At 72.9% G+C, this 20,698-nt stretch carries 16 protein-coding genes and 1 riboswitch; of the genes, 12 read left to right on the top strand and 4 right to left on the bottom strand.

All coding sequences use genetic code 11. From position 1 onward, the window contains the following. The first annotated feature begins 22 nt into the window (after positions 1–22). Positions 23–931: a carbohydrate kinase family protein gene (locus Plo01_RS16660; RefSeq protein ID WP_203891494.1), complete on the top strand. Its 909-nt coding sequence runs from the start codon at positions 23–25 to the stop codon at positions 929–931. Between the two features lie 56 nt (positions 932–987). Further along, on the top strand, positions 988–2,223 hold the full coding sequence (locus Plo01_RS16655; RefSeq protein WP_203891493.1) for an aminotransferase class III-fold pyridoxal phosphate-dependent enzyme: 1,236 nt from the start codon (positions 988–990) through the stop codon (positions 2,221–2,223). A 118-nt stretch (positions 2,224–2,341) separates the two neighbouring features. Here Plo01_RS16655 and Plo01_RS16650 read toward each other — a convergent pair whose 3' ends face one another. Both Plo01_RS16650 and Plo01_RS16645 read right to left on the bottom strand, forming a co-directional pair. Then, complete coding sequence (locus tag Plo01_RS16650) at positions 2,342–2,893, bottom strand: hypothetical protein (RefSeq protein WP_203891492.1); 552 nt, start codon at positions 2,891–2,893, stop codon at positions 2,342–2,344. Between the two features lie 78 nt (positions 2,894–2,971). After that, positions 2,972–4,090: a GNAT family N-acetyltransferase gene (locus Plo01_RS16645; protein WP_203891491.1), complete on the bottom strand. Its 1,119-nt coding sequence runs from the start codon at positions 4,088–4,090 to the stop codon at positions 2,972–2,974. A gap of 170 nt (positions 4,091–4,260) precedes the next feature. Here Plo01_RS16645 and Plo01_RS16640 point away from each other — a divergent pair, with 170 nt between their 5' ends. The 10 genes from Plo01_RS16640 to Plo01_RS16595 all read left to right on the top strand — a co-directional run bounded on the left by Plo01_RS16640 (position 4,261) and on the right by Plo01_RS16595 (position 16,778). After that, positions 4,261–5,145, top strand: coding sequence for a tRNA (adenine-N1)-methyltransferase (locus Plo01_RS16640; RefSeq protein WP_203891490.1), 885 nt, complete (start codon positions 4,261–4,263; stop codon positions 5,143–5,145). A 226-nt stretch (positions 5,146–5,371) separates the two neighbouring features. Further along, on the top strand, positions 5,372–7,135 hold the full coding sequence (arc, locus tag Plo01_RS16635) for a proteasome ATPase (protein WP_203891489.1): 1,764 nt from the start codon (positions 5,372–5,374) through the stop codon (positions 7,133–7,135). A 255-nt stretch (positions 7,136–7,390) separates the two neighbouring features. After that, a complete protein-coding gene (locus tag Plo01_RS16630; RefSeq protein WP_203891488.1) occupies positions 7,391–8,545 on the top strand; it encodes an acyltransferase family protein in 1,155 nt (384 codons plus the stop codon). A gap of 86 nt (positions 8,546–8,631) precedes the next feature. Next, positions 8,632–10,146, top strand: coding sequence for a depupylase/deamidase Dop (gene dop, locus Plo01_RS16625; RefSeq protein ID WP_203891666.1), 1,515 nt, complete (start codon positions 8,632–8,634; stop codon positions 10,144–10,146). A gap of 224 nt (positions 10,147–10,370) precedes the next feature. Further along, positions 10,371–10,515: riboswitch (adenosylcobalamin (AdoCbl) riboswitch) on the top strand. A gap of 2 nt (positions 10,516–10,517) precedes the next feature. Then, positions 10,518–10,712 (top strand): CbtB domain-containing protein, encoded by a 195-nt coding sequence (locus Plo01_RS16620; RefSeq protein WP_203891487.1) that lies wholly within the window; start codon positions 10,518–10,520, stop codon positions 10,710–10,712. Between the two features lie 7 nt (positions 10,713–10,719). Beyond that, on the top strand, positions 10,720–11,517 hold the full coding sequence (locus Plo01_RS16615) for a CbtA family protein (RefSeq protein ID WP_203891486.1): 798 nt from the start codon (positions 10,720–10,722) through the stop codon (positions 11,515–11,517). Then, complete coding sequence (locus tag Plo01_RS16610) at positions 11,514–12,128, top strand: histidine phosphatase family protein (protein WP_203891485.1); 615 nt, start codon at positions 11,514–11,516, stop codon at positions 12,126–12,128. Before Plo01_RS16615 ends, Plo01_RS16610 begins: the two co-directional genes overlap by 4 nt. A 155-nt stretch (positions 12,129–12,283) precedes the next feature. Beyond that, positions 12,284–14,548, top strand: coding sequence for a VWA domain-containing protein (locus Plo01_RS16605; RefSeq protein ID WP_239316480.1), 2,265 nt, complete (start codon positions 12,284–12,286; stop codon positions 14,546–14,548). A 41-nt stretch (positions 14,549–14,589) separates the two neighbouring features. After that, positions 14,590–15,192: a cob(I)yrinic acid a,c-diamide adenosyltransferase gene (cobO, locus tag Plo01_RS16600; RefSeq protein WP_203891484.1), complete on the top strand. Its 603-nt coding sequence runs from the start codon at positions 14,590–14,592 to the stop codon at positions 15,190–15,192. Between the two features lie 236 nt (positions 15,193–15,428). Further along, positions 15,429–16,778: a cobyrinic acid a,c-diamide synthase CobB gene (locus tag Plo01_RS16595; protein WP_203891483.1), complete on the top strand. Its 1,350-nt coding sequence runs from the start codon at positions 15,429–15,431 to the stop codon at positions 16,776–16,778. Positions 16,779–16,880: 102 nt separating this feature from the next. Here Plo01_RS16595 and Plo01_RS16590 read toward each other — a convergent pair whose 3' ends face one another. Further along, entirely contained in the window at positions 16,881–19,601 is a 2,721-nt protein-coding gene (locus Plo01_RS16590; protein ID WP_203891482.1) for a putative bifunctional diguanylate cyclase/phosphodiesterase, read from the bottom strand. Positions 19,602–19,712: 111 nt separating this feature from the next. Next, on the bottom strand, positions 19,713–20,552 hold the full coding sequence (locus Plo01_RS16585; protein ID WP_203891481.1) for a serine/threonine-protein kinase: 840 nt from the start codon (positions 20,550–20,552) through the stop codon (positions 19,713–19,715). Positions 20,553–20,698 lie beyond the last annotated feature (146 nt).

Genomic DNA, 20,698 nt, shown 5'->3' with positions numbered 1-20,698 from the left:
CAAGACATGAGGAGGGCTCGCCATGGCCGTCGTCACCCTCGGGGTGCACATCGTGGACGTGCTCGCCCGGCCCGTGGAGTCGATCCCGGCCGGCCAGGACACCCACCTGCTGGAGCAGATCCGGATCACCGCGGCGGGCGCGGCGGCGGGGACCGCCGTCGCCCTGGCGAAGCTCGGCGTCGAGGTCGCCTCGGCCGGGGCGGCCGGGGACGACGAGCTGGGCGACTTCCTCCTCATGGTCATGGCCCGCCACGGGGTGGACGTCAGCGGGATCGTGCGCAAGCCCGGCGAGCAGACCGCCGCCTCGATCCTGCCGATCCGGCCCGACGGCGGCCGCCCCTCCTTCCACGTGCCCGGCGCCAACCTCGTCCTGTCACCGGCCGACCTGGACCCCGCCCGGATCAAGGCGGCGGAGGTCCTGCACCTGGGCGGCATGGACGTGACCTGGGGGCTGCACGACCCCGGGTTCTTCGCCCTCCTGGACGAGGCGAGGGCCGGCGGAACGGTCGTCACGATGGACCTCCTGTCCAACATGCCCGACCTGATGCAGGGAGCGCGTGTTTTCCTCCCGCACGTCGACTATCTCCTGCCCAACGAGGAGCAGGCGCTGATGATGAGCGGGGCGGCCACCGCCGAGGAGGCCGCCGCCGAACTGCTGGCCGAAGGCCCCCGGGGCGTGCTGGTCACGCTGGGAGGCGAGGGCAGCCTGGTGGCCACCGCCGCCGGGATCGCCCGCGTGCCCGCCCTCGACGTGCCGGTGATCGACACGACCGGCTGCGGCGACGCCTACTGCGCCGGGTTCATCGCCGGTCTGGCCGGCGGGAGGGACGTGCTCGCCGCCGCCGGGCTCGGCACCGCGGTGGCCGCCCGCGTCGCCGGAGGCCTCGGCTCCGACGCGGGGCTGGACGGCCTCGACCTGTCCCGGCTCTGAGAAGACCTCGGCCCGTCCCGGCCCGATGGCACCCGTGAAAGGTGATGTTCCCGAAAATGTCGATCGATGCGAATCTGCGTGACCGCGCCGCCAAGGTCGTCCCCGGCGGCATGTACGGTCACCTCAACGCCCCCCTGCACGGCCCGGCCTACCCCCAGTTCTTCGTGCGCGGGGAGGGCTGCCGCCAGTTCGACGCCGACGGCCGCGAGTACATCGACCTGATGTGCTCCTGGGGTCCCATCGTGCTGGGCCACCGCCACGCGGCCGTGGAGTCGGCCGTCGCGGCCCAGCTCGCCGCCGGCGACTGCCTCAACGGCCCGGGCCCCGTCTTCGTGGAGCTCGCCGAGCTGATGGTGGAGACCATCCCGCAGGCCGACTGGGTGATGTTCTCCAAGAACGGCACCGACGCCACCACCCAGGCCCTGATGGTCGCCCGCGCGGCCACCGGCCGGACCAAGGTCCTGATGGCCCACGGGTCCTACCACGGCGCCGACCCCTGGTGCACGCCCAGCCCGTCCGGGACCACGCCCAGCGAGCGCGCCGACCTGATCGAGTTCACCTACAACGACCTGGCCAGCGCCGAGGCCGCCGCGGCCGAGGCGGAGGGACCGGGCGGGTCGGACGTCGCCGCGATCATCGTCACGCCGTTCAAGCACGACTCCTTCGAGGACCAGGAGCTCGCCGCGCCCGAGTTCGCCCGGGGCCTGCGCGCGCTGGCCGACCGGATCGGCGCCGCCCTGGTGATCGACGACGTGCGCGGCGGCTGGCGCCTGGACCTGGGGGGCTCCTGGGAGACCCTGGGCGTCCGCCCCGACCTGTACGCCTTCAGCAAGGCCATGGCCAACGGCCACCCGATCGCCGCCGTCACCGGCGTGGACGCCCTGCGCGGGCCGGCCCAGACGATCTACTCGACCGGGTCGTTCTGGTTCAACGCCGCCCCGATGGCCGCGGCGAAGGCCACCATCGAGACGCTGCACGCCATCGGCGGCGTCGCCCTCATGGAGCGCGCGGGCGCACGCCTGCGCGAGGGCCTGGCCGCGCAGGCCGCCGCCCACGGCTTCACGATCAACCAGACCGGCCCGGTCCAGATCCCGTGGTTGTCCTTCGAGGGCGACGCGACGCTGGAGAAGGGCATGTTCTGGTCCGCGGCCTGCCTGGCGGAGGGCGTCTACCTCCACCCCTGGCACAACTGGTTCATCTCGGCCGCGCACACCGACGACGACATCGACCGCGCCCTGCAGGGCACCGACGCGGCCTTCGCCCGGCTCAGGGCCCGGTTCGGGGCGGACTGACCCGGCGGCCCGGTTCCGGGACGGGCCGGACGACAGGTTCCAGCCGTAGCGGGCCGGACCGCGAGCACGAGTCCGGAGCGGGCCGGTCCCCGGCCCGGCCGCGTCCCGGGACCGGGCGTCAGGACCGGGCGCGGGGCCGGTTGAACGCGTGGATCGAGCGGAGGATCCGGGTGGCGGCCTCGAACCCCCGGGCCGCCTCCAGGGCCCGCCCGGCCGCGGTCGCGAAGCGCACCAGCAGATCCTCGTCCCGGTGGTCGAAGGGGCGCCCGGCCACCCACAGGTACGCCTGGCCGACGGTGGCCAGCGGCACCGGGACGGCCAGGAAACCGGGATGTCCCAGGGCGGGGTCCCGGGGGAGGAAGACGGGGCGGCATCGGGTCGCCAGGGTCTTGAGCACGGCGCCGTCACGCAGCCAGCGCCGTACCCGCAGCGGATCGCCGGGCGGGACGTGCACGTGGACCGGGACCGCGCTCTCCTCCACCGGATCGACCTCCACCAGCCCCGCGTAGCCGGTCGAGCACACCGTCGCGGCCGCGGCGACGACCCGCTCGATCAGGTCGTCGGCGTCGTGCCCGGCGAAGGTCTCGATCAGGCTCTCCAGGGAGTCTCCCGGTGCTCCGCACCAGAGCAGGGCACCGGAGTCCAGGCCGATCTGATGGGTGATGCTCATCCCATCCCTCTCTCCGTCGAATCGGGACGCCCTGCCGGAGACGGCGGGCGGAGGGTGGCGCGATTTGGAGTATCACCCTCAGAATCCGGGTTGGCCACCCCCGGGACGGAGGCGGTACCACTGGAGGTCGTCGCGCCGGACGCCCCCGGGGCCGGGCAGGAACCCGTGCAGGACGGCGTCACGGGTGAAGCCCGCCCGCTCCAGCACCCGGTGCGAGGCGGTGTTGCCCGGGTCGGTGCCGGCGACGATCCGGGCCAGGCCGGTGTGCGTGAACGCCCACTCCACCAGGAGGTTCACCGCCCGGGTGGCGAAGCCCCGGCCGCGGAACTCCGGCCGCAGGCTGTAGCCGGTCATGGCCTGCCCCAGCGGGGGAAGGATCATGGCGAGCTGGATGCTCCCGGCGAACGCGCCGCCGGCCGCGTCGCGGATCACCAGCTCCGCCCGGGAGCCCGCCAGCCAGCGCATGCCCGCCTCGCGGCAGAACGTCTCGTTCTCGGCCGGGTCCGGGACCTCCGGCGGGACGTGGTGCTCCATGACGTCCGGCAGGCTCTCCAGGGCGAGGCGGTCGGCGGCGTCCGCGGCGGTCAGCGGCGTCAGCCGCACCACCCCGTCGGACAGCGACCCGCCGGGCAGGGGCGGAAGGTACGGCCGGACCCGCTCACCGGAGTCGGCGCGCAGCCGGGCGAAGGACACCAGGTCGCCCCGGGATCCGTCGCGCATGGGGTGGTCCCCGCGCCGCATGCCCTCGTGGGCGAACCCGGCGGCGAGGGCGACCCGCTGGCTGGCCAGGTTCTCCACCTCGGCCAGCAGTTCCACGCGGTGCGTCCCGTGCGCGAACGCCCACTCGGTCAGCGCCCGGGCGGCGGCGGTGGCCGCCCCGCGTCCCCGCGCCCACGGCGCGATCAGGTAGCCGATCTCGACGCCTCCGCGCGGGCCGGGCGGTTTGAGGCCGACGTTGCCCAGCCACGCGCCGGTGCCCGGGTCGGCGACGGCGAACGTCGCGCCGCCCGCCTCCCACTCCCGCTCGGAGGACTTCAGGAAGGCGAACGCGTCGTCGCGGGTGTACGGCACCGGCAGGGCCGGCAGGAACCTGACGATCTCGGGATCGGCGCAGGCGCGGACGATCGCGTCGGCGTCGCCGGCGGTCAGCTCGCGCAGCACGACGGGACCCGCCGGGACGGTCTCTCTGGGGAACATCCTCCAGTGGTATCAAGAGGACGAGGAGGAGGCGAAACCCTTTTCCGGGGATCATCCTCCCCCCGGGCCGGGTTTCCGGAGGATCACCCCTCCGGCCGGAGCGGGAGGGGTGCGGGGGGCGGGCTCCGGAGGGGACCGGGCGGCGTCCGCGCGCCGATACCCTTGCGGACATGGGTTTTCGCAGGCATGGGCCGTTTCAGGCCGGGGATCAGGTTCAGCTCACCGACCCCAAGAACAAGCGCCACACGGTGACGCTGAAGGAAGACGGGGTCTTCCACACGCACAAGGGGTTCATCCCGCACAGCGACCTGATCGGCAAGCCTGAGGGCTCGGTCGTGCGCTCCTCCGGCGGCACCCAGTACCTCGCGTTCAGGCACCTGCTCTCCGATTACACGCTGTCCATGCCGCGCGGCGCGGCGGTGATCTACCCGAAGGACTCGGCGCAGATCGTCGCCATGGCGGACGTCTTCCCGGGCGCGCGCGTCGTGGAGGCCGGCGTCGGCTCCGGCGCGCTGACCTGCTTCCTGCTGCGCGCCGTCGGCCCGGAGGGGAAGGTCACCTCCTACGAGCGCCGCGCGGACTTCGCCGAGGTCGCCACCAAGAACGTGGAGAAGTTCTACGGCGGCCCGATGGACCAGTGGCGCCTGGTGGTGGGCGACTTCGTGGACGCGCTCGACGAGACCGACGTCGACCGGATCATCCTCGACATGCTCGCCCCGTGGGAGTGCGTGGACGCCGCCGCCAAGGCGCTCACCCCGGGCGGCGTCATCTGCTGTTATGTGGCGACCACGACCCAGCTGTCCCGCACGGTCGAGACTTTGCGCGAGCACGGGAGTTTCACCGAGCCCCACGCGTGGGAGACCCTGGTTCGCGACTGGCACGTCGAAGGACTCGCCGTACGGCCCGACCACCGGATGGTCGGCCACACCGGTTTCCTCGTCACCGCCCGTCGCATGGCCGACGGGGTGACGCCGCCGCCCCGCCGCAGACGTCCGGCGAAGGGGGCGTATGGCGAGGAGTCCGCGGCATCCGCCGGGCAGGAGTCCGTCGTATAACAGTTCGGCGGCAGCCGCCGCACGACGATTCGGTCGCGACGTATTCCGGGGTATGACACGGGAACAGAACGTCGTGTTCTCCTGCTCTTAGTGCTAAACACACCATAAGGGATTAATCACTGAACACTTAGAGTAGCCACACGAACACTGCTCGGTCAGGTAACGCAGAGCCCTCAGATGGGTAGGGTCTTGAGTAGTCGGTCTCGACTGGGAAGGAGGTGACGGCGTGGCAGCTCGCGACGACGCTGAGGCTCGAGCCGCGCAGCGCGAACGGGAGGTCGCTGACCTCACAACACAGGTCTCCTTCCTGCAGGAGGAGATCACCGCGCTACGTCGGAAATTGACGGAGTCTCCCCGGCAGGCCAGGGTCCTTGAAGAGCGTCTCCATGAGGTGCAGGCGAATCTCGCGGCCGTCACCGCGCAGAACGAACGCCTGGTGGCGACCCTCAAGGAAGCCAGGGATCAGATTGTCGCCCTCAAGGAGGAAGTCGACCGGCTGGCGCAGCCGCCATCCGGGTTCGGCGTCTTCCTGGAGGCCAGAGAAGACGGCACGGTGGAGATCTTCACCGGCGGTCGCAAGCTTCGCGTGAACGTCAGTCCGGCGGTGGACGTCGACGATCTCAAGCGCGGCCAGGAAGTGATGCTCAACGAGGCGCTCAACGTCGTCGAGGCCCTCGGCTTCGAGGATCTCGGCGAGATCGTGATGCTCAAGGAGCTCCTCGAGGACGGCAAGCGGGCGCTGGTGATCTCGCACGCGGACGAGGAGCGGGTGGTGAAGCTCGCCGAGTCGCTGCTCGACCAGCCGATCCGGGCCGGCGACTCGCTGCTGCTGGAGCCGCGTTCGGGCTACGTCTACGAGCGCATCCCCAAGTCCGAGGTGGAGGAGCTCGTCCTGGAGGAGGTGCCCGACATCTCCTACGAGGAGATCGGCGGCCTCAGCCGGCAGATCGAGCAGATCAGGGACGCGATCGAGCTTCCCTACCTGCACGCCGACCTCTTCCGCGAGCACAAGCTCCGTCCGCCCAAGGGCGTGCTGCTGTACGGCCCGCCCGGCTGCGGCAAGACGCTCATCGCCAAGGCGGTCGCCAACTCCCTGGCCAAGCAGGTCGCGGAGAAGACCGGCCAGTCCGGCAAGAGCTTCTTCCTCAACATCAAGGGTCCCGAGCTTCTCAACAAGTACGTCGGTGAGACCGAGCGGCACATCCGCCTGGTCTTCCAGCGGGCTCGTGAGAAGGCCTCCGAGGGCACCCCGGTGATCGTGTTCTTCGACGAGATGGACTCGATCTTCCGGACCCGCGGCTCGGGCGTCTCCTCCGACGTCGAGAACACGATCGTCCCCCAGCTCCTGTCCGAGATCGACGGAGTCGAGGGCCTGGAGAACGTCATCGTGATCGGCGCCTCCAACCGCGAGGACATGATCGACCCGGCGATCCTGCGGCCCGGCCGTCTGGACGTCAAGATCAAGATCGAGCGGCCGGACGCCGAGGCGGCCAAGGACATCTTCTCGAAGTACCTCATCCCCGAGCTCCCGCTCCACCCCGACGACGTCGCCGAGAACGGCGGCAGCCGGGAGGGCGCCATCGCGGGCATGATCCAGCGGGTCGTCGAGCGGATGTACACCGAGAGCGAGGAGAACCGCTTCCTGGAGGTCACCTACGCCAACGGCGACAAGGAGGTCCTGTACTTCAAGGACTTCAACTCCGGCGCGATGATCCAGAACATCGTTGACCGCGGCAAGAAGATGGCGATCAAGCAGTTCCTCGAGACCGGGCAGAAGGGTCTGCGGATCAACCATCTGCTGACCGCCTGCGTGGACGAGTTCTCCGAGAACGAGGACCTGCCCAACACCACCAACCCCGACGACTGGGCCCGCATCTCCGGAAAGAAGGGCGAGCGGATCGTCTACATCCGCACCCTGGTCTCCGGCAAGCAGGGCGCCGAGGCCGGCCGTTCCATCGACACGGTGGCCAACACCGGTCAGTACCTCTGACGCGTCCGATCCCTGGCGCGTCCGGCGGCACATCCACGTGGCGCGCTCCCCGGCCGGGGAGCGCGCCACGCGCGTGTCCGGGGCCGGCGGATGAGCGGACCGGTGGGCCGGCGGGTGAGCGGGGCGGCGGCGCGGTCCGGCGGCGCGGTCCGGCGTTCTCCCACCAGTCACAAAAGTGAAATGTCATCACTTGGAACCCAAGTGATCGGTTCGCCGTCCAAGGGGCGTGTGTGAATATTTCGGCGTGGTCGTCCGTTGACCGGCACGAGGTCGCGCGGAGCGGCGGAGGGCGGCGGCCGCCTCGCCGAACTGGACCTCCTGCGCTTCGTCGCCGCCATGGCGGTGCTCGCCTTCCACTACTTCGTCGCCTTCCGTTCCGTATGGGATGAGACGCCCGCCGAGCTGTTCCCGGCGATCTCCACGATCTCCGGCCTCGGCATCCTCGGCGTCGAACTGTTCTTCATGATCAGTGGCTTCGTCATCCTGATGAGCATCTGGGGACGGGGCCTGGGCGGCTTCGCGCTCTCCCGCGTGGTCCGGCTCTACCCGGCCTACTGGGTCAGCGTCGGCGTCACCGCGGCCCTGTACGGCCTCACCTCGGCCACGGCCCTGGACCCCAAGCTCGACTCCGGCGGCTACGCGGTCAACCTGACCATGCTCCAGCGCCTGTTCGGCGTCTACGACGCCAACGGCGTCTACTGGTCGCTCTGGGTCGAGCTCCGCTTCTACCTGCTGATCTCCGTCCTGGTGATCTTCGGGGCGACGCTCGGCCGCTGCCTGGTCTTCATGGGCGTCTGGCTGCTGGCGGCCGGGTTCTTCACGGGCAGCGACGACTACTGGGTCGAACTGCTGATCATGCCCAAGTACGCGGCCTACTTCGTCGGCGGCATGGCCTTCTACCTGATGACCAGGTACGGCCCCCGGCTGATCCTGTGGTGCGTGGCCGGGGTCAGCGCCGGGCTCGCGGTCAACGCCGCCCTGGACCGGGTGGCCGGCCGGATCGAACTGGTCGGCTACGCCGCCATGCCCGTGCCCGAGTGGGCCGTCGTGGCCACCGTGATCGCCTTCTACGCCCTCATGGCGATGGTGGCGCTCGGCTGGCTCGGCCGGCTGCGCTGGCGCGGCCTGGTCGTCCTGGGCGCCGTCACCTACCCCGTCTACCTGTTCCACACCGCGGGCGCCGTGCTGATCATCCCCGCGCTCCGGGACACGCTGCCGCCCTGGCTGACCGCCGTCGTCACCGTCCTGGCCGTGACGGCCTTCTCCTATCTCGTCTACCGGGTGGCCGAACGGCCGGTCCAGGAGTTCGTCAAGGCCAGGCGGCGGCGGCGCGGCCCCGCGCCGGAACCCTCCTGGGAAAGGGTCTCCGCGGCGCCACACAGCCTGGGCGAAAAGGCTTCGGTGCCATAACTGTCTGGCCACAGGGCATGGTGAAAGGTCTAGGCTCGGGCATATACACAGCGGACATGACAGCCCCTGACGAACAGAAGGTGCGCATGACGGTACGGCGGGTGATGGGCATAGAGACCGAGTACGGCATCTCCGTGCCCGGACAGCCGGGGGCCAACGCGATGGTGACCTCCTCCCAGGTCGTGAACGCCTACCTGGCCGCCTCGGCGGCCAGGGCGCGACGCGCCCGGTGGGACTTCGAGGAGGAGAACCCGCTGCGCGACGCGCGAGGCTTCGACCTCGCGCGGGAGGTGGCGGACGCGAGTCAGCTCACCGACGAGGACCTCGGCCTGGCCAACGTGATCCTCACCAACGGCGCGCGGCTGTACGTCGACCACGCCCATCCCGAATACTCCACGCCCGAGTGCACCAACCCCCGGGCCGCGGTGATCTGGGACAAGGCCGGAGAGCGGGTCATGCACGACGCCGCGGTCCGCGCCTCGGCGATGCCCGGCAACGCCCCCATCCAGCTCTACAAGAACAACACCGACAACAAGGGCGCCTCCTACGGCTGCCACGAGAACTACCTGATGCGGCGGGCCACGCCGTTCGCCGACATCGTCAGGCACCTGACGCCGTTCTTCGTCTCCCGGCAGGTCGTCACCGGCGCCGGCCGGGTCGGCATCGGCCAGGACTCACGCGGCGAGGGCTTCCAGATCAGCCAGCGGGCCGACTTCTTCGAGGTCGAGGTCGGCCTGGAGACCACGCTCAAGCGGCCGATCATCAACACCCGGGACGAACCCCACGCCGACCCGGAGAAGTACCGCAGGCTGCACGTCATCATCGGCGACGCCAACATGTCGGAGATCTCGACCTACCTGAAGCTGGGCTCCACCGCCCTGATCCTCGCCATGATCGAGGACGGCTTCTTCACCCGCGACCTCGCCGTGGAGAACCCGGTTCAGGCGCTGCGCGCGGTCTCCCACGACCCCACGCTCCGCTACGAGATCCCGATGCGCGACGGCCGCAGGCTCACCGCGGTCCAGCTCCAGATGGAGTACCTGGAGCTGGCCAGGAAGTACGCCGAGACCCGCAGCGGCAACGGCGTGGACGAGCCGACCAAGGACATCCTGGACCGCTGGGAGTCGGTCCTGACCCGCCTGGCCGACGACCCCATGCAGCTGTCCGGGGAGCTCGACTGGGTCGCCAAGCTGGAGCTGCTCGAGGGATACCGCAGCCGCGACGGGCTGCCCTGGTCGCACCCCCGCCTGCAACTGGTCGACCTGCAGTACTCCGACATCCGGCCCGACCGCGGCCTGTACAACCGGCTGGTCGCCCGGGGCAGGATGCAGCGCCTGGTGACCGAGGAGGAGGTGCAGCGCGCCGTCGAGGTCCCGCCGAGCGACACCCGCGCCTACTTCCGCGGCCGCTGCCTGAGCCAGTACAGCGACTCGGTCGCCGCGGCCTCCTGGGACTCGGTGATCTTCGACATCCCCGACCGCGAGTCGCTGCAGCGGGTCCCGACCCTGGAGCCGCTGCGCGGCACCAAGGCCCACGTGGGCGAGCTGTTCGACCGCTGCCGCACCGCCAGCGAGCTGGTCACCGCGCTCACCGGCGAGTGACGGAGCGCCACCCGGGCGGCGTGAGGCCGCGCGGGCCGCGGAGCGGCGCCCGGCCGTGAAGGCGTGCCCGGGGCCTCGAGAAGGGCCCCGGGCTTTCGCCTGCCCGCGCGGACGGCACCTGCGTCCGGTATCGCAGGAAATTGAGAGCGTTCAGATGCTTTCTGTGGATATATCCGTCGTGTGATGGGTCAGGAGATTGACGGAGAAGAGGATCACGGGATAGGTTCCGGATGTTTTGTGGCGGCGCGAGGGAAATCCGGTGAGATTCCGGTGCGGTCGCGCCACTGTAACCGGCCCTTCGCGGCCGGGAGCCAGGTCACTCGGCCGCCACCACCTACGAGAGGGACGCGCAATCCCTGAAGGAGGTAGCCGTGAGCCAGATCTCGGCTCCGCAGACCCGACCCGTTCCGTGGGCCTCGCTCACCCCCTGGCTGCTCGCCGTCCCGGTCCTGCTCCTCGTCGCCTACCTGGCGGCCTTCGACCAGGGCGCGATCTCGCAGGCCGGGAACTACCTGCACGAGCTCATGCACGACGGGCGCCACCTGCTCGGCGTCCCCTGCCACTGAGCCACACGTGATCACCAGACTCCTGGTCCGGGGCATGCTCGCCGGACTGCTCGCCGGGCTGCTCGCGGCCGGCTTCGCCTACGTCGTGGGCGAGCCCCAGATCGAGCGGGCCATCGCGCTGGAGGAGGCGGCCGCGACCGGCTCGGACGGCGCCGGAGAGCACTCCCACGCGGGTACGCCCGCAGGGGACCACTCCCACGGCGGAGCCTCCGAAGGGGACCACTCCCACGGTGAGGGGGCCCTCGTCAGCAGGGGCGGGCAGCGATTCGGGCTCTTCCTCGCCCTGGCCCTGTACGGCGTGGCGCTCGGCGGCCTGTTCGCCCTCGTGCACGCGGCCGTGCGCGGCCGGGCCGGACCCCGCTCGGCGCCCGTGCTCGCGGTCGTCCTGGCGGTCACCGCGTTCGCCGCCGTCGTCCTGGTCCCGTTCCTGAAATATCCCGCCAACCCGCCCGCCGTCGGCGACCCCGGCACGATCAACCAGCGCACCGTGCTCTACCTGGTCGCCGTGGTCATCGGCATCCTCGCCGCCGCCGCGGGCGCCGCCGCCCACCGTGTGGCGGCCGGATCGGACCCCGCGCTGCGCTGGCTCGCGGCGGGCGCGGCGACGCTGCTGCCCGTGGCCGCCGCCTGGGCCTTCCTTCCGGAGATCGCCGAGGTGCCCGCCGGGTTCCCCGCCGACCTGCTGTGGGACTTCCGGGTCGCCTCCCTGGGCACCCAGGCCGTGTTCTGGCTCGGCGTCGGCGCCCTGTTCGCCCTCGCCGTACGCGAGCGGACCACGGCACCGCCTGCGCCCGCCCCGGCGTGACGACGTCCGGCGGGACCACCCGCCTGCTGCTGGTCTGCCACGCCTCGACCCGGGCGACCGCCAGGGCCGCCTTCCCCGGAGACGAGCCGCTCGACGAGCGCGGCCTGCGCCGGGCCGCCGCCCTGGCCCCCCTCGTGGGGACGGCGGAGGCGGGACGGAGCCGGGAGGGGCGGACCGGACCCGGCGGCGTCCGGGTGGCCTGGGCCGCCGAGCGGCGCTGCGTCCAGACCGCCGGGGCGCTCGGCCTGGAGACGGCGGGAGACCCCGATCCGCTGCTCGCCGACTGCGACTACGGCCGCTGGCGCGGCATGACGCTCGCCGAGGTCGAGGCGGCCGAACCCGAGGCGCTCGCCGCCTGGCTCTCCGACCCCGCCGCCGCGCCCCACGGCGGCGAGCCGCTCCTGGACCTCCTGGCCAGGGTGGACGGCTGGTTGTCCGCCGCGGGGCCGGGCCGGACCGTCGCGGTCACCCACCCCGCGGTCGTCCGCGCCGCCGTCGTCCACGCCCTCGGCGCCCCCGCCCGCTCCTTCTGGCGTGTCGACGTCGCGCCGCTGGCCCGGGTCTCCCTCACCGGGCGCGGCGGACGCTGGCGGTTGAGCTACCCCGAATGACGAACCACAAGGAGACACCGACGGTGCCCGACACCTCGACAGAGACCCCAGCGGAGATCCCGGCAGGGCCCCGGGGAGGGACCTCGGCAGACATCCGGGAAGGGGCCTCGGAAGCGGCTCGGCGGACATCCCCGGCGGCGCCCGGCACCTCCCCGGTGGTCCTGACGCCGTCCCCGGCGGCGGTTCCGGCGGCGCGGGAGGCGCCGCGCTACCCCTTCACCGCGGTCGTGGGGCTCGCGGACCTCAAGCTCGCCCTGATCCTCAACGCCGTCTCGCCCCGCGTCGGCGGCGTGCTCGTCCGCGGTGAGAAGGGCACCGCCAAGTCCACCGTCGTGCGCGCGCTCGCCGCGCTCCTGCCGCCCGTCGCGGTCGTCCCCGGCTGCCGTTTCTCCTGCGACCCGGCCGCGCCCGACCCCGGCTGCCCCGACGGGCCGCACCCCACCGAGGCGGACGGCGGAGCCGCGATCGGCGGGGGCGTCGGGGCGGGGTCCTCGCGCCCCGCCCGCCTGGTCGAGCTCCCGGTCGGCGCCTCCGAGGACCGCCTGGCGGGCTCCCTGGACATCGAGCGCGCCCTGACCGAGGGCGTGAAAGCCTTCGAACCCGGCCTCCTCGCGGCGGCCCACCGCGGGGTCCTGTACGTCGACGAGGTCAACCTCCTCCACGACCACCTCGTCGACCTGCTCCTGGACGCGGCCGCGCTCGGCACCTGCTACGTCGAGCGGGAAGGCGTCTCGGTACGGCACGCCGCCCGGTTCCTCCTGGTGGGCACCATGAACCCCGAGGAGGGCGAGCTGCGCCCGCAGCTCCTCGACCGGTTCGGCCTCACCGTCGAGGTCAGGGCCTCGCGGGAGCCGGGCGAGCGGGCCGAGGTGGTCCGGCGCAGGCTGACCTTCGAGACGGATCCGGCCGCCTTCGCCGCGGCCTGGGCCGGCCGGGAGGCGGAGCTGGCCGCCCGGATCGCCGAGGCGCGGGCCCGCGTCGCGGAGGTGGTCCTGCCGGACTCCGCGCTGCGGCGGATCGCCACGGTCTGCGCGGGGTTCGACGTGGACGGTCTCCGCGCCGACCTGGTCACCGCCAACGCCGCCATCGCGCACGCCGCCTGGCGGGGGCGGAGCAGGGTCACCGCCGAGGACGTCCGCGAGGCCGCCAGGCTCGCCCTCCCGCACCGCCGCCGCCGCGACCCCTTCGACGCCCCCGGCCTGGACGAGGCGAGACTCGACGCCCTCCTCGCCCGGATCCCCGACGATCCCGAGGACGACGATCCCGAGGACGACGACCCCGACGGCGGCGGCCCCGAGAGCGGCGGCCCCGAGAGCGGCGGCCCCGGGGACGCCCCCCCTTCCTGCGGCGATCCACGCGACCCAGCATCCGGCGAGTACGGTCACCCGCCCGCCGGGGACGCGGCGGATCCGGGGCCGGGGGCCGAGGGCGGTGACGGAGCTGATGATCCCCGGGACCCGGAGGGCCGGTCCGGCGGTCCGCACGGCCACGCATCGGGCGGGCACGGTGGGCCTGATGACCCCCGGGCCCCGGAGGATCGGTCCGGCGGCCCGTACGGTCACCCGCCCGCCGGGGGCGCGGCGGATCCGGGGCCGGGGGCCGAGGGCGGGGACGGTGAGCGGGTCGAGGCGCCCGGCCGGCTCCGCCCGGCCCGGGTGTTCACCGTCCCCGGGGTCGGCGCCGGAGCCCCCGGCCGCCGATCCCGGGCCAGGACCCCGCTCGGCCGCACCACCGGGGCCCGCGTCCCCGGCGGGCGCCCGGCCTCGGTCCACCTGACGGCCACCGTCCTCGCCGCGGCGCCGTACCAGCGGGAACGCGGCAGGAGCGGCCCCGGGCTGCTGTTGCGCCGCGACGACCTGCGCGAGGCCGTCCGGGAGGGCCGCGAGGGCAACCTGGTGCTCCTCGTCGTCGACGCCAGCGGGTCCATGGCCGCCCGCAAGCGCATGAGCGCCGTCAAGGCTGCCGTGCTCAGCCTCCTGCTCGACGCCTACCAGCGCCGCGACAAGGTCGGCCTCATCACCTTCCGCGGCTCCCGCGCCGATCTCGTGCTGCCGCCCACCTCCTCCGTCGAGGCGGGCGCCGCCCGGCTGCGCGAGCTGCCCACCGGCGGGCGCACCCCGCTGGCCGCCGGGCTCCTGCGCGCCGCGGAGGCGCTCCGGGTGGAACGGCTGCGCGACCCGTCCCGGCGGCCGCTGCTGGTCCTGGTCACCGACGGCCGGGCCACCTCCGGCACCGTCGAGGAGTCGCACCGCGCGGCGGCGCTGCTGGCCGGGGTGACGAGCGTGGTCGTGGACTGCGAGAGCGGCTACGTCCGCCTCGGCCTCGCCGCCTCCCTGGCCCGCCGGATGGGCGCCGAGACCGTGCGCCTGGACGACCTCACCGACCTCGCCGGGATGATCCGGCAGCGGACCGCCGCGTGACCGTACGACACGAGCAGCTGTGAGCACAGGAAAGGCGTGACATGCCCCAGGGAAAACCGGCCAGCGTGCCCGATGACGGCCTGACCACCCGGCAGCGCCGTACCCGGCCGCTGGTGATGGTCCACACCGGGCCCGGCAAGGGGAAGTCCACCGCGGCCTTCGGCCTGGCCATGCGGGCCTGGAACCAGGGGTGGCCGATCGGGGTGTTCCAGTTCGTCAAGTCCGCCAAGTGGCGGGTCGGCGAGGAGCGCGCGCTGCGGGTCCTCGGCGCGTCGGGGGAGGGCGGGCCGGTCTCCTGGCACAAGATGGGGGAGGGCTGGTCGTGGATCCAGCGGCCCGGCAGCGAGGCCGACCACGCCGCCGACGCCCGCGAGGGCTGGGAGCAGATCAAACGCGACCTGGCCGCCGAGACCTTCCGCCTGTACGTGCTGGACGAGTTCACCTACCCGGTGAAGTGGGGCTGGATCGACGTCGAGGACGTGGTCGCGGCCCTGGCGGCGCGCCCGGGCGGCCAGCACGTCGTCATCACCGGCCGGGACGCCCATCCGCGCCTGATCGAGACCGCCGACCTCGTCACCGAGATGGGAAAGGTGAAGCACCCCATGGACGCCGGGCAGAAGGGCCAGAAGGGCATCGAGTGGTGATCCGGCGTGCGCGCCGTACGGCGGCGCCGGAGACGCCCGCACCCCGCCTCGCCGTACCGGCGCCGGGAAGTGTGCGCACCTGACTGGGCGGGTGCGGCGCGGGTGGTCACCGGCGGGGAGACGGGCGTGGGGTGGTCGGGTGAGTGTGAGCCGGTGCGGGCTGAGTGCGGGTGGTCACCGGCAGCGGGGTGTGAGTGCGGAGTGGTTGCGGTGAGTGGCGTGGAAGGGATGGGCGGATGAACGTCGGGACGCCGAGGCTGGTGATCGCAGCGCCCGCGTCGGGCGCGGGGAAGACCACGGTCGCGACCGGCCTCATGGCCGCCCTGACCCGCCGCGGGCTCGCCGTCTCCGCGCACAAGGTCGGGCCCGACTACATCGACCCCGGGTACCACGCCCTGGCCACCGGGCGCCCCGGGCGCAACCTCGACCCCTGGCTGACCGGGGAGGACCTCGTCGCGCCGCTCTTCCTGCACGGGGCGGCCGGGGCGGACATCGCCGTCGTCGAAGGCGTGATGGGCCTGTACGACGGCGCGGGCGCCGGGGAGTTCGCCTCCACCGCGCACGTGGCCCGGCTGCTGGACGCCCCGGTCGTCCTGGTCGTCGACGCGGCCAGGCAGAGCCGCTCGGTGGCGGCCCTGGTCCACGGCTTCGCCTCCTACGACACCCGGCTCAGGTTCGGCGGGGTCATCCTCAACCGGGTCGGCTCCGAACGGCACGAGAACCTGCTGCGCGAGGCCCTCGCCGAGAGCGGCGTCCCCGTCCTGGGCGCGATCCGCCGCAGCGACGCCGTCGCCACGCCCTCCCGCCACCTCGGCCTGGTCCCCGCCGCCGAGCGCCGCACCCCGGCGGGCGAGGCGATGGAGGCCGCCGAGGCGCTCGTCGCCGCCTCCTGCGACCTGGAGGCGGTCGTACGGCTGGCGCGCACGGCCCCGCCCCTGGCCGCCCGCCCCTGGGACCCGGCGTCCGCCGTCGCCGCGCGGGGCTCCGCGCGGGACGGGACCACGATCGCCGTCGCCGCCGGGCGGGCCTTCACCTTCGGCTACACCGAGCAGGCCGAGCTGCTGGCCGCGGCCGGGGCCGAGCTCGCCGCCTTCGACCCGCTCACCGACGAGGCCCTGCCCGCCGGAACCCGGGGGATCATCATCGGCGGCGGCTTCCCGGAGGTCTACGCGGCCGACCTGGCCGCCAACGAGCCGCTGCGCAAGGAGATCGCCGCGTTCGGCGGGCCGATCGCGGCCGAGTGCGCGGGACTGCTGTACCTGGCGCGCTCGCTGGACGGCCTGCCGATGTGCGGGATCGTCGCCGCCGAGGCCGAGATGACCGGCACGCTCACCCTCGGCTACCGCGACGCGGTGGCCGTCCGGGACTCCGTGCTCACCAGGAACGGGGAACGGTACCGCGGGCACGAGTTCCACCGCACCGCCGTGCGCCCCGCGCCCGACCGGCCGCTGTTCCGCTGGCGGGACGGGGCCGACGGGTTCGCCGACGACCGGGTCGCCGCCTCCTACCTCCACCTGCACTGGGCGGGCGAGCCGCACCTGGCCGCCCGGTTCGCCGGGGAGTGCCGGCGCCGGGCCGTACCTTAGCGGCCCCGCCGCACCCCGGCGCATCCCCCGGGAAGGCCGCGGCCCGCGGGGCGCCCCTCCGGAGAAGGGCGCGTCCGCGGGCCGGGGCGAGGCCGTCCGTGCTCAGCTGGCCAGGGCGGGCGGGTCCCAGGAGTCGGGAGACTCCTTCTCCGCGTCCGCGCGGGCGGACAGGCGGGAGCCGACGTCCTCGGGGGAGAGCGGCCGGGCGAAGTGGAAGCCCTGGGCCAGTCGGTAGCCCAGCTGGTACAGCCGCTTGGCCTGGGCCGCGGTCTCCACGCCCTCGGCCACCGCCCGCAGCCGCAGCGCCTGGGCGATGTGCGCCAGCGAGGTGGCGATCGCCGCCTGCTCGACCGTGCCGGTCACGCCGTCGACGAAGGATTTGTCCACCTTCAGCACGTCCACCGGGCAGGTGCGCAGCAGGCCGAGCGAGGAGTGGCCGGTGCCGAAGTCGTCGAGGGCGACGCTGACGCCGAGCTCGCGCAGGGCGTGCACGGCCTCCAGGGCGGGCCCGCCGTCGAACACGGCGGTCTCGGTGATCTCCACCAGCAGGTCGCCCGGCCCCAGCCCGGTCTCGTGCAGCACGTCCGCGACGGTCTGGGCGAACCCCGGCTCCCGCAGCTGGCGGGCCGAGACGTTCACCCCCACCCGGGAGGGCGCGGCGTCGCCGTACGTCTGCCGCCACTCGACCATCTGCCGGCACGCCTCCCGCAGCACCCAGGCGCCGAGCTGGACGATCGTCCCGTTGCGCTCCGCGACCGGGACGAACTCCGCCGGGGAGACCAGCCCGCGCTCCGGGTGCTGCCAGCGCACCAGCGCCTCCACCGCCGACACCTCGCCGGCCGGCAGCGTGACGACCGGCTGGTACATCAGGAACAGCTCGCCCGAGTCCACGGCCCGCCGCAGCTCGGCCCCGAGCTGGGCGTACTCGATCGCCCGCAGGTCCATCTCCGCGGCGTAGCGCACGCAGCGGCTGCGGCCCTGCTCCTTGGCGGCGTACATGGCGACGTCGGCGCGGCGCAGCAGCTCGCTGGAGCCCATGCCCGGCTCGCCGTCCACCAGACCGATGCTGGCCTGCACGAGCAGGTCGTGCCCCTCCACGTTGACGGGGGCGCCGAGCACCGTGATGATCTGCTCGACGATCCGGTCCGCCTGCTTCGGGGTGACGTCCCGCAGCAGTACGGCGAACTCGTCGCCGCCCAGCCGGGCGACCGAGTCACCCGGCCGGGCGCACTTCCGCAGCCGGCCGGCCACGGCCACCAGGACGGCGTCGCCCACCGCGTGCCCCAGCCGGTCGTTGATCGTCTTGAAGTCGTCGAGATCGATCAGCGCCAGCGAGACGCCGCCCCCGGCGGACAGCGCGCCCGACGCCTGCTCGGTGAAGAGGGTCCGGTTGGCCAGCAGGGTCAGGGCGTCGTGGGTGGCCTGATGGGCGAGCTCGTCCTGGAAACGCTTGGTCTCGGTGATGTCGCGGGTGTTGCTCACGATGCCGCGGACGGTGGGGTCGTCCATCCGGTTCGTGCTCACGACCTCGGCCCAGCGCCAGCCGCCGTCCGCGTGGCGCATGCGGACCTGGCAGGTGGCCGTGACGCCGGGACGCTCCCGGAGCCTGTGGCTCATCTCCATGAGGGCGTCCCGGTCGTCCGGGTGGACGAAGTCGTGCACCGGACGGCCCAGCCACTGGCGGACCGAGATGCCGAGAATGGCCTCGACGCTCGGGCTGATGTAGACGTACTTCCCGTCCACGTCGTTGATCGTGATGACGTCGGAGGAGTTCTGCACCAGCGACCGGAACCGCTGCTCGTGCCGGCTCACCTCCAGCATGCTCGCGTCCAGCCGGGCCAGCAGGTTGGCGTTGTCGTAGAAGGCGGCGATCTGGCGCATCACGACCAGCGCGGTGAGGGCGATCGTGCCGATCACCACCAGGCGGATCTGCGAGCTCGCCGACCGGGTCGCGAACAGCAGCAGGGCGTCCGTCGCCACGATCGCGGCGTACGGCAGCAGGCTGAACGGCCGCCGCGGCCGGGGGAGGGGGACCTGCGCCGTCCCGGTCCGCCGCTGCAGCCCGGCCGAGACGGCGGCGAGGAACGCGGCGGCGGGGACGCTGACGTGCCCGACGTGAAGGTAGGGCTTGGACTGGATCACAGGCATGAGAGCGCCGCCCAGCGCGCCGGCGAGGGCCGCCAGCCCCAGGACCGACAGGGCGCCGCGGTCCAGCGTGCCGTTGCCCGACAGCGCCAGCTTGACCACGGCCAGGATCGTGAGGAAGCCCAGCGTGATGACCGTCAGGGCCCACCAGGCCGAGCCGGTGGCGGAGAGCGCCTCCGGCGAGCCGTACACCGTGAAGTAGCCCACGAACAGCCCGCCGGCCAGCATGACGACACCCGAGTCGAGGCCGAGGGTCAGCCGCACCTTGCGCGAACGCGGGGCGCCGGGCAGCCGCAGCAGGGCCCAGAGCGCGACCATGAGACCGGCGAGGTACATCAGGATGGTCAGCGGCTCGACCTGCTGGTGCGGTGCGCCGGGACCGGACAGGGCGTCGTGGCCGTTGCTGATCAGCGCGAGCGTCATGACGCCCAGGGCGACGGCGAGGCGGCGCCAGAACAGGCGCGTCGGCGCGGCCAGGGCGGCGGTCCGCGCCACCCGCTCGGCTGCCAGGGCGGCGAGGCCGAAGGAGAGCGGCACCGGTACCCACGCCACGATCGGCGGGGCGAGGGGACGCGCGAAACTGAGGGCGAACCACGCCGTGGAGAACACCGCGAGCACCGCGAGAACGGCTGTGACCGGTTCTGTCAAGGTGCGGATCAGGGCGGCGTATGACAGCATGGCGCGTCCCCGCTGACCGATTCTCATGCCGTGACTTCCCCCGTAACGCGGATTTTCCCTCTGGTGCCCCATCGGCGGGGGAGAGCCGGTCTTGAGGGATTACCCGTCGGCCTACACCGTGAAGGCGTCCGGCGGCAGCCGTGTCACCGGGAGCTGGGGTGGGCCGACCACCACCCCTTCCGTCCGGAGCACCTGCGACAGCAGGCGCGCCGCGTGGTCGGCGATGACGCGCCCGCCCGGATCGCGCCGCAGCAGCCCTTCCAGAACCTGCAGGAGCGGCCCGGCCCTGACCGGGGGGTCCGGCTCCCCGCCCGTCACCCTCTCCAGCGCCGACAGCCCGTCCGACTCCGGATAGGGCGCGCGGCCCTCCACCGCGAAGTACAGGCTCGCCCCGAACGACCACAGATCCGCCGCCGGGCTCGCGGGCATGCCCCGCAGCCGCTCCGGCGCGACGTACGCCGGGGAGCAACTGATCGGGATCGTCGTCGACACGCTCGGGTCCCCGTTCAGCGCGGCGATGCCGAACCCCGACAGCACCACCCGCTCACCCGTCAGCAGGATGTTCCCGGGATGGATGTCCCGGTGCAGGACACCCGCCCCGTGCGCGTGCCGCAGCCCCGCGAGCAGCTGGAAGCCGATCCACGCCGTCCAGCGGATCGGCAGGTGCCCGAGGTGCTCGACGGTCTCCCGCAGGGTGAGCGCCTCCAGCATCTCCATCACGATCCACAGGCGGCCCCGCTCTTCCAGCAGGTCGTGCACCGAGATCACCGCCGGATGGCTCAGCCGCCCCGCCGAACGCGCCTCACGCAGCGCGCGCCGCCGCGCGTGGCCCAGATCGGCGCCGTTGCCCCGGAACGGCGGCTGGACCTCCTTGATCGAAACATCCCTGCGCAGCCGCAGATCGTGCGCCCGCCACATGATGCCCGCGCTGTCCCTGCTCAGCGGCGACATCAGCCGGTAACGGCCCCCGAGTAATCGCGGTTTTCCCAGTTCCTTTCCCATGAACCACCCGTCGCGCGTAGCGATCGAATCCCCGTCGATTCATGTTTTCATCTGGAACGGTGCATCAACTGCCGATGCCGCAGAGCGCACATAAC

The sequence above is a fragment of the Planobispora longispora genome (assembly GCF_016863135.1).
GTDB lineage: Bacteria > Actinomycetota > Actinomycetes > Streptosporangiales > Streptosporangiaceae > Planobispora > Planobispora longispora.
Note: the sequence above shows the minus strand (reverse complement) of the source record. Positions and strands in the feature narration are given on the sequence as shown.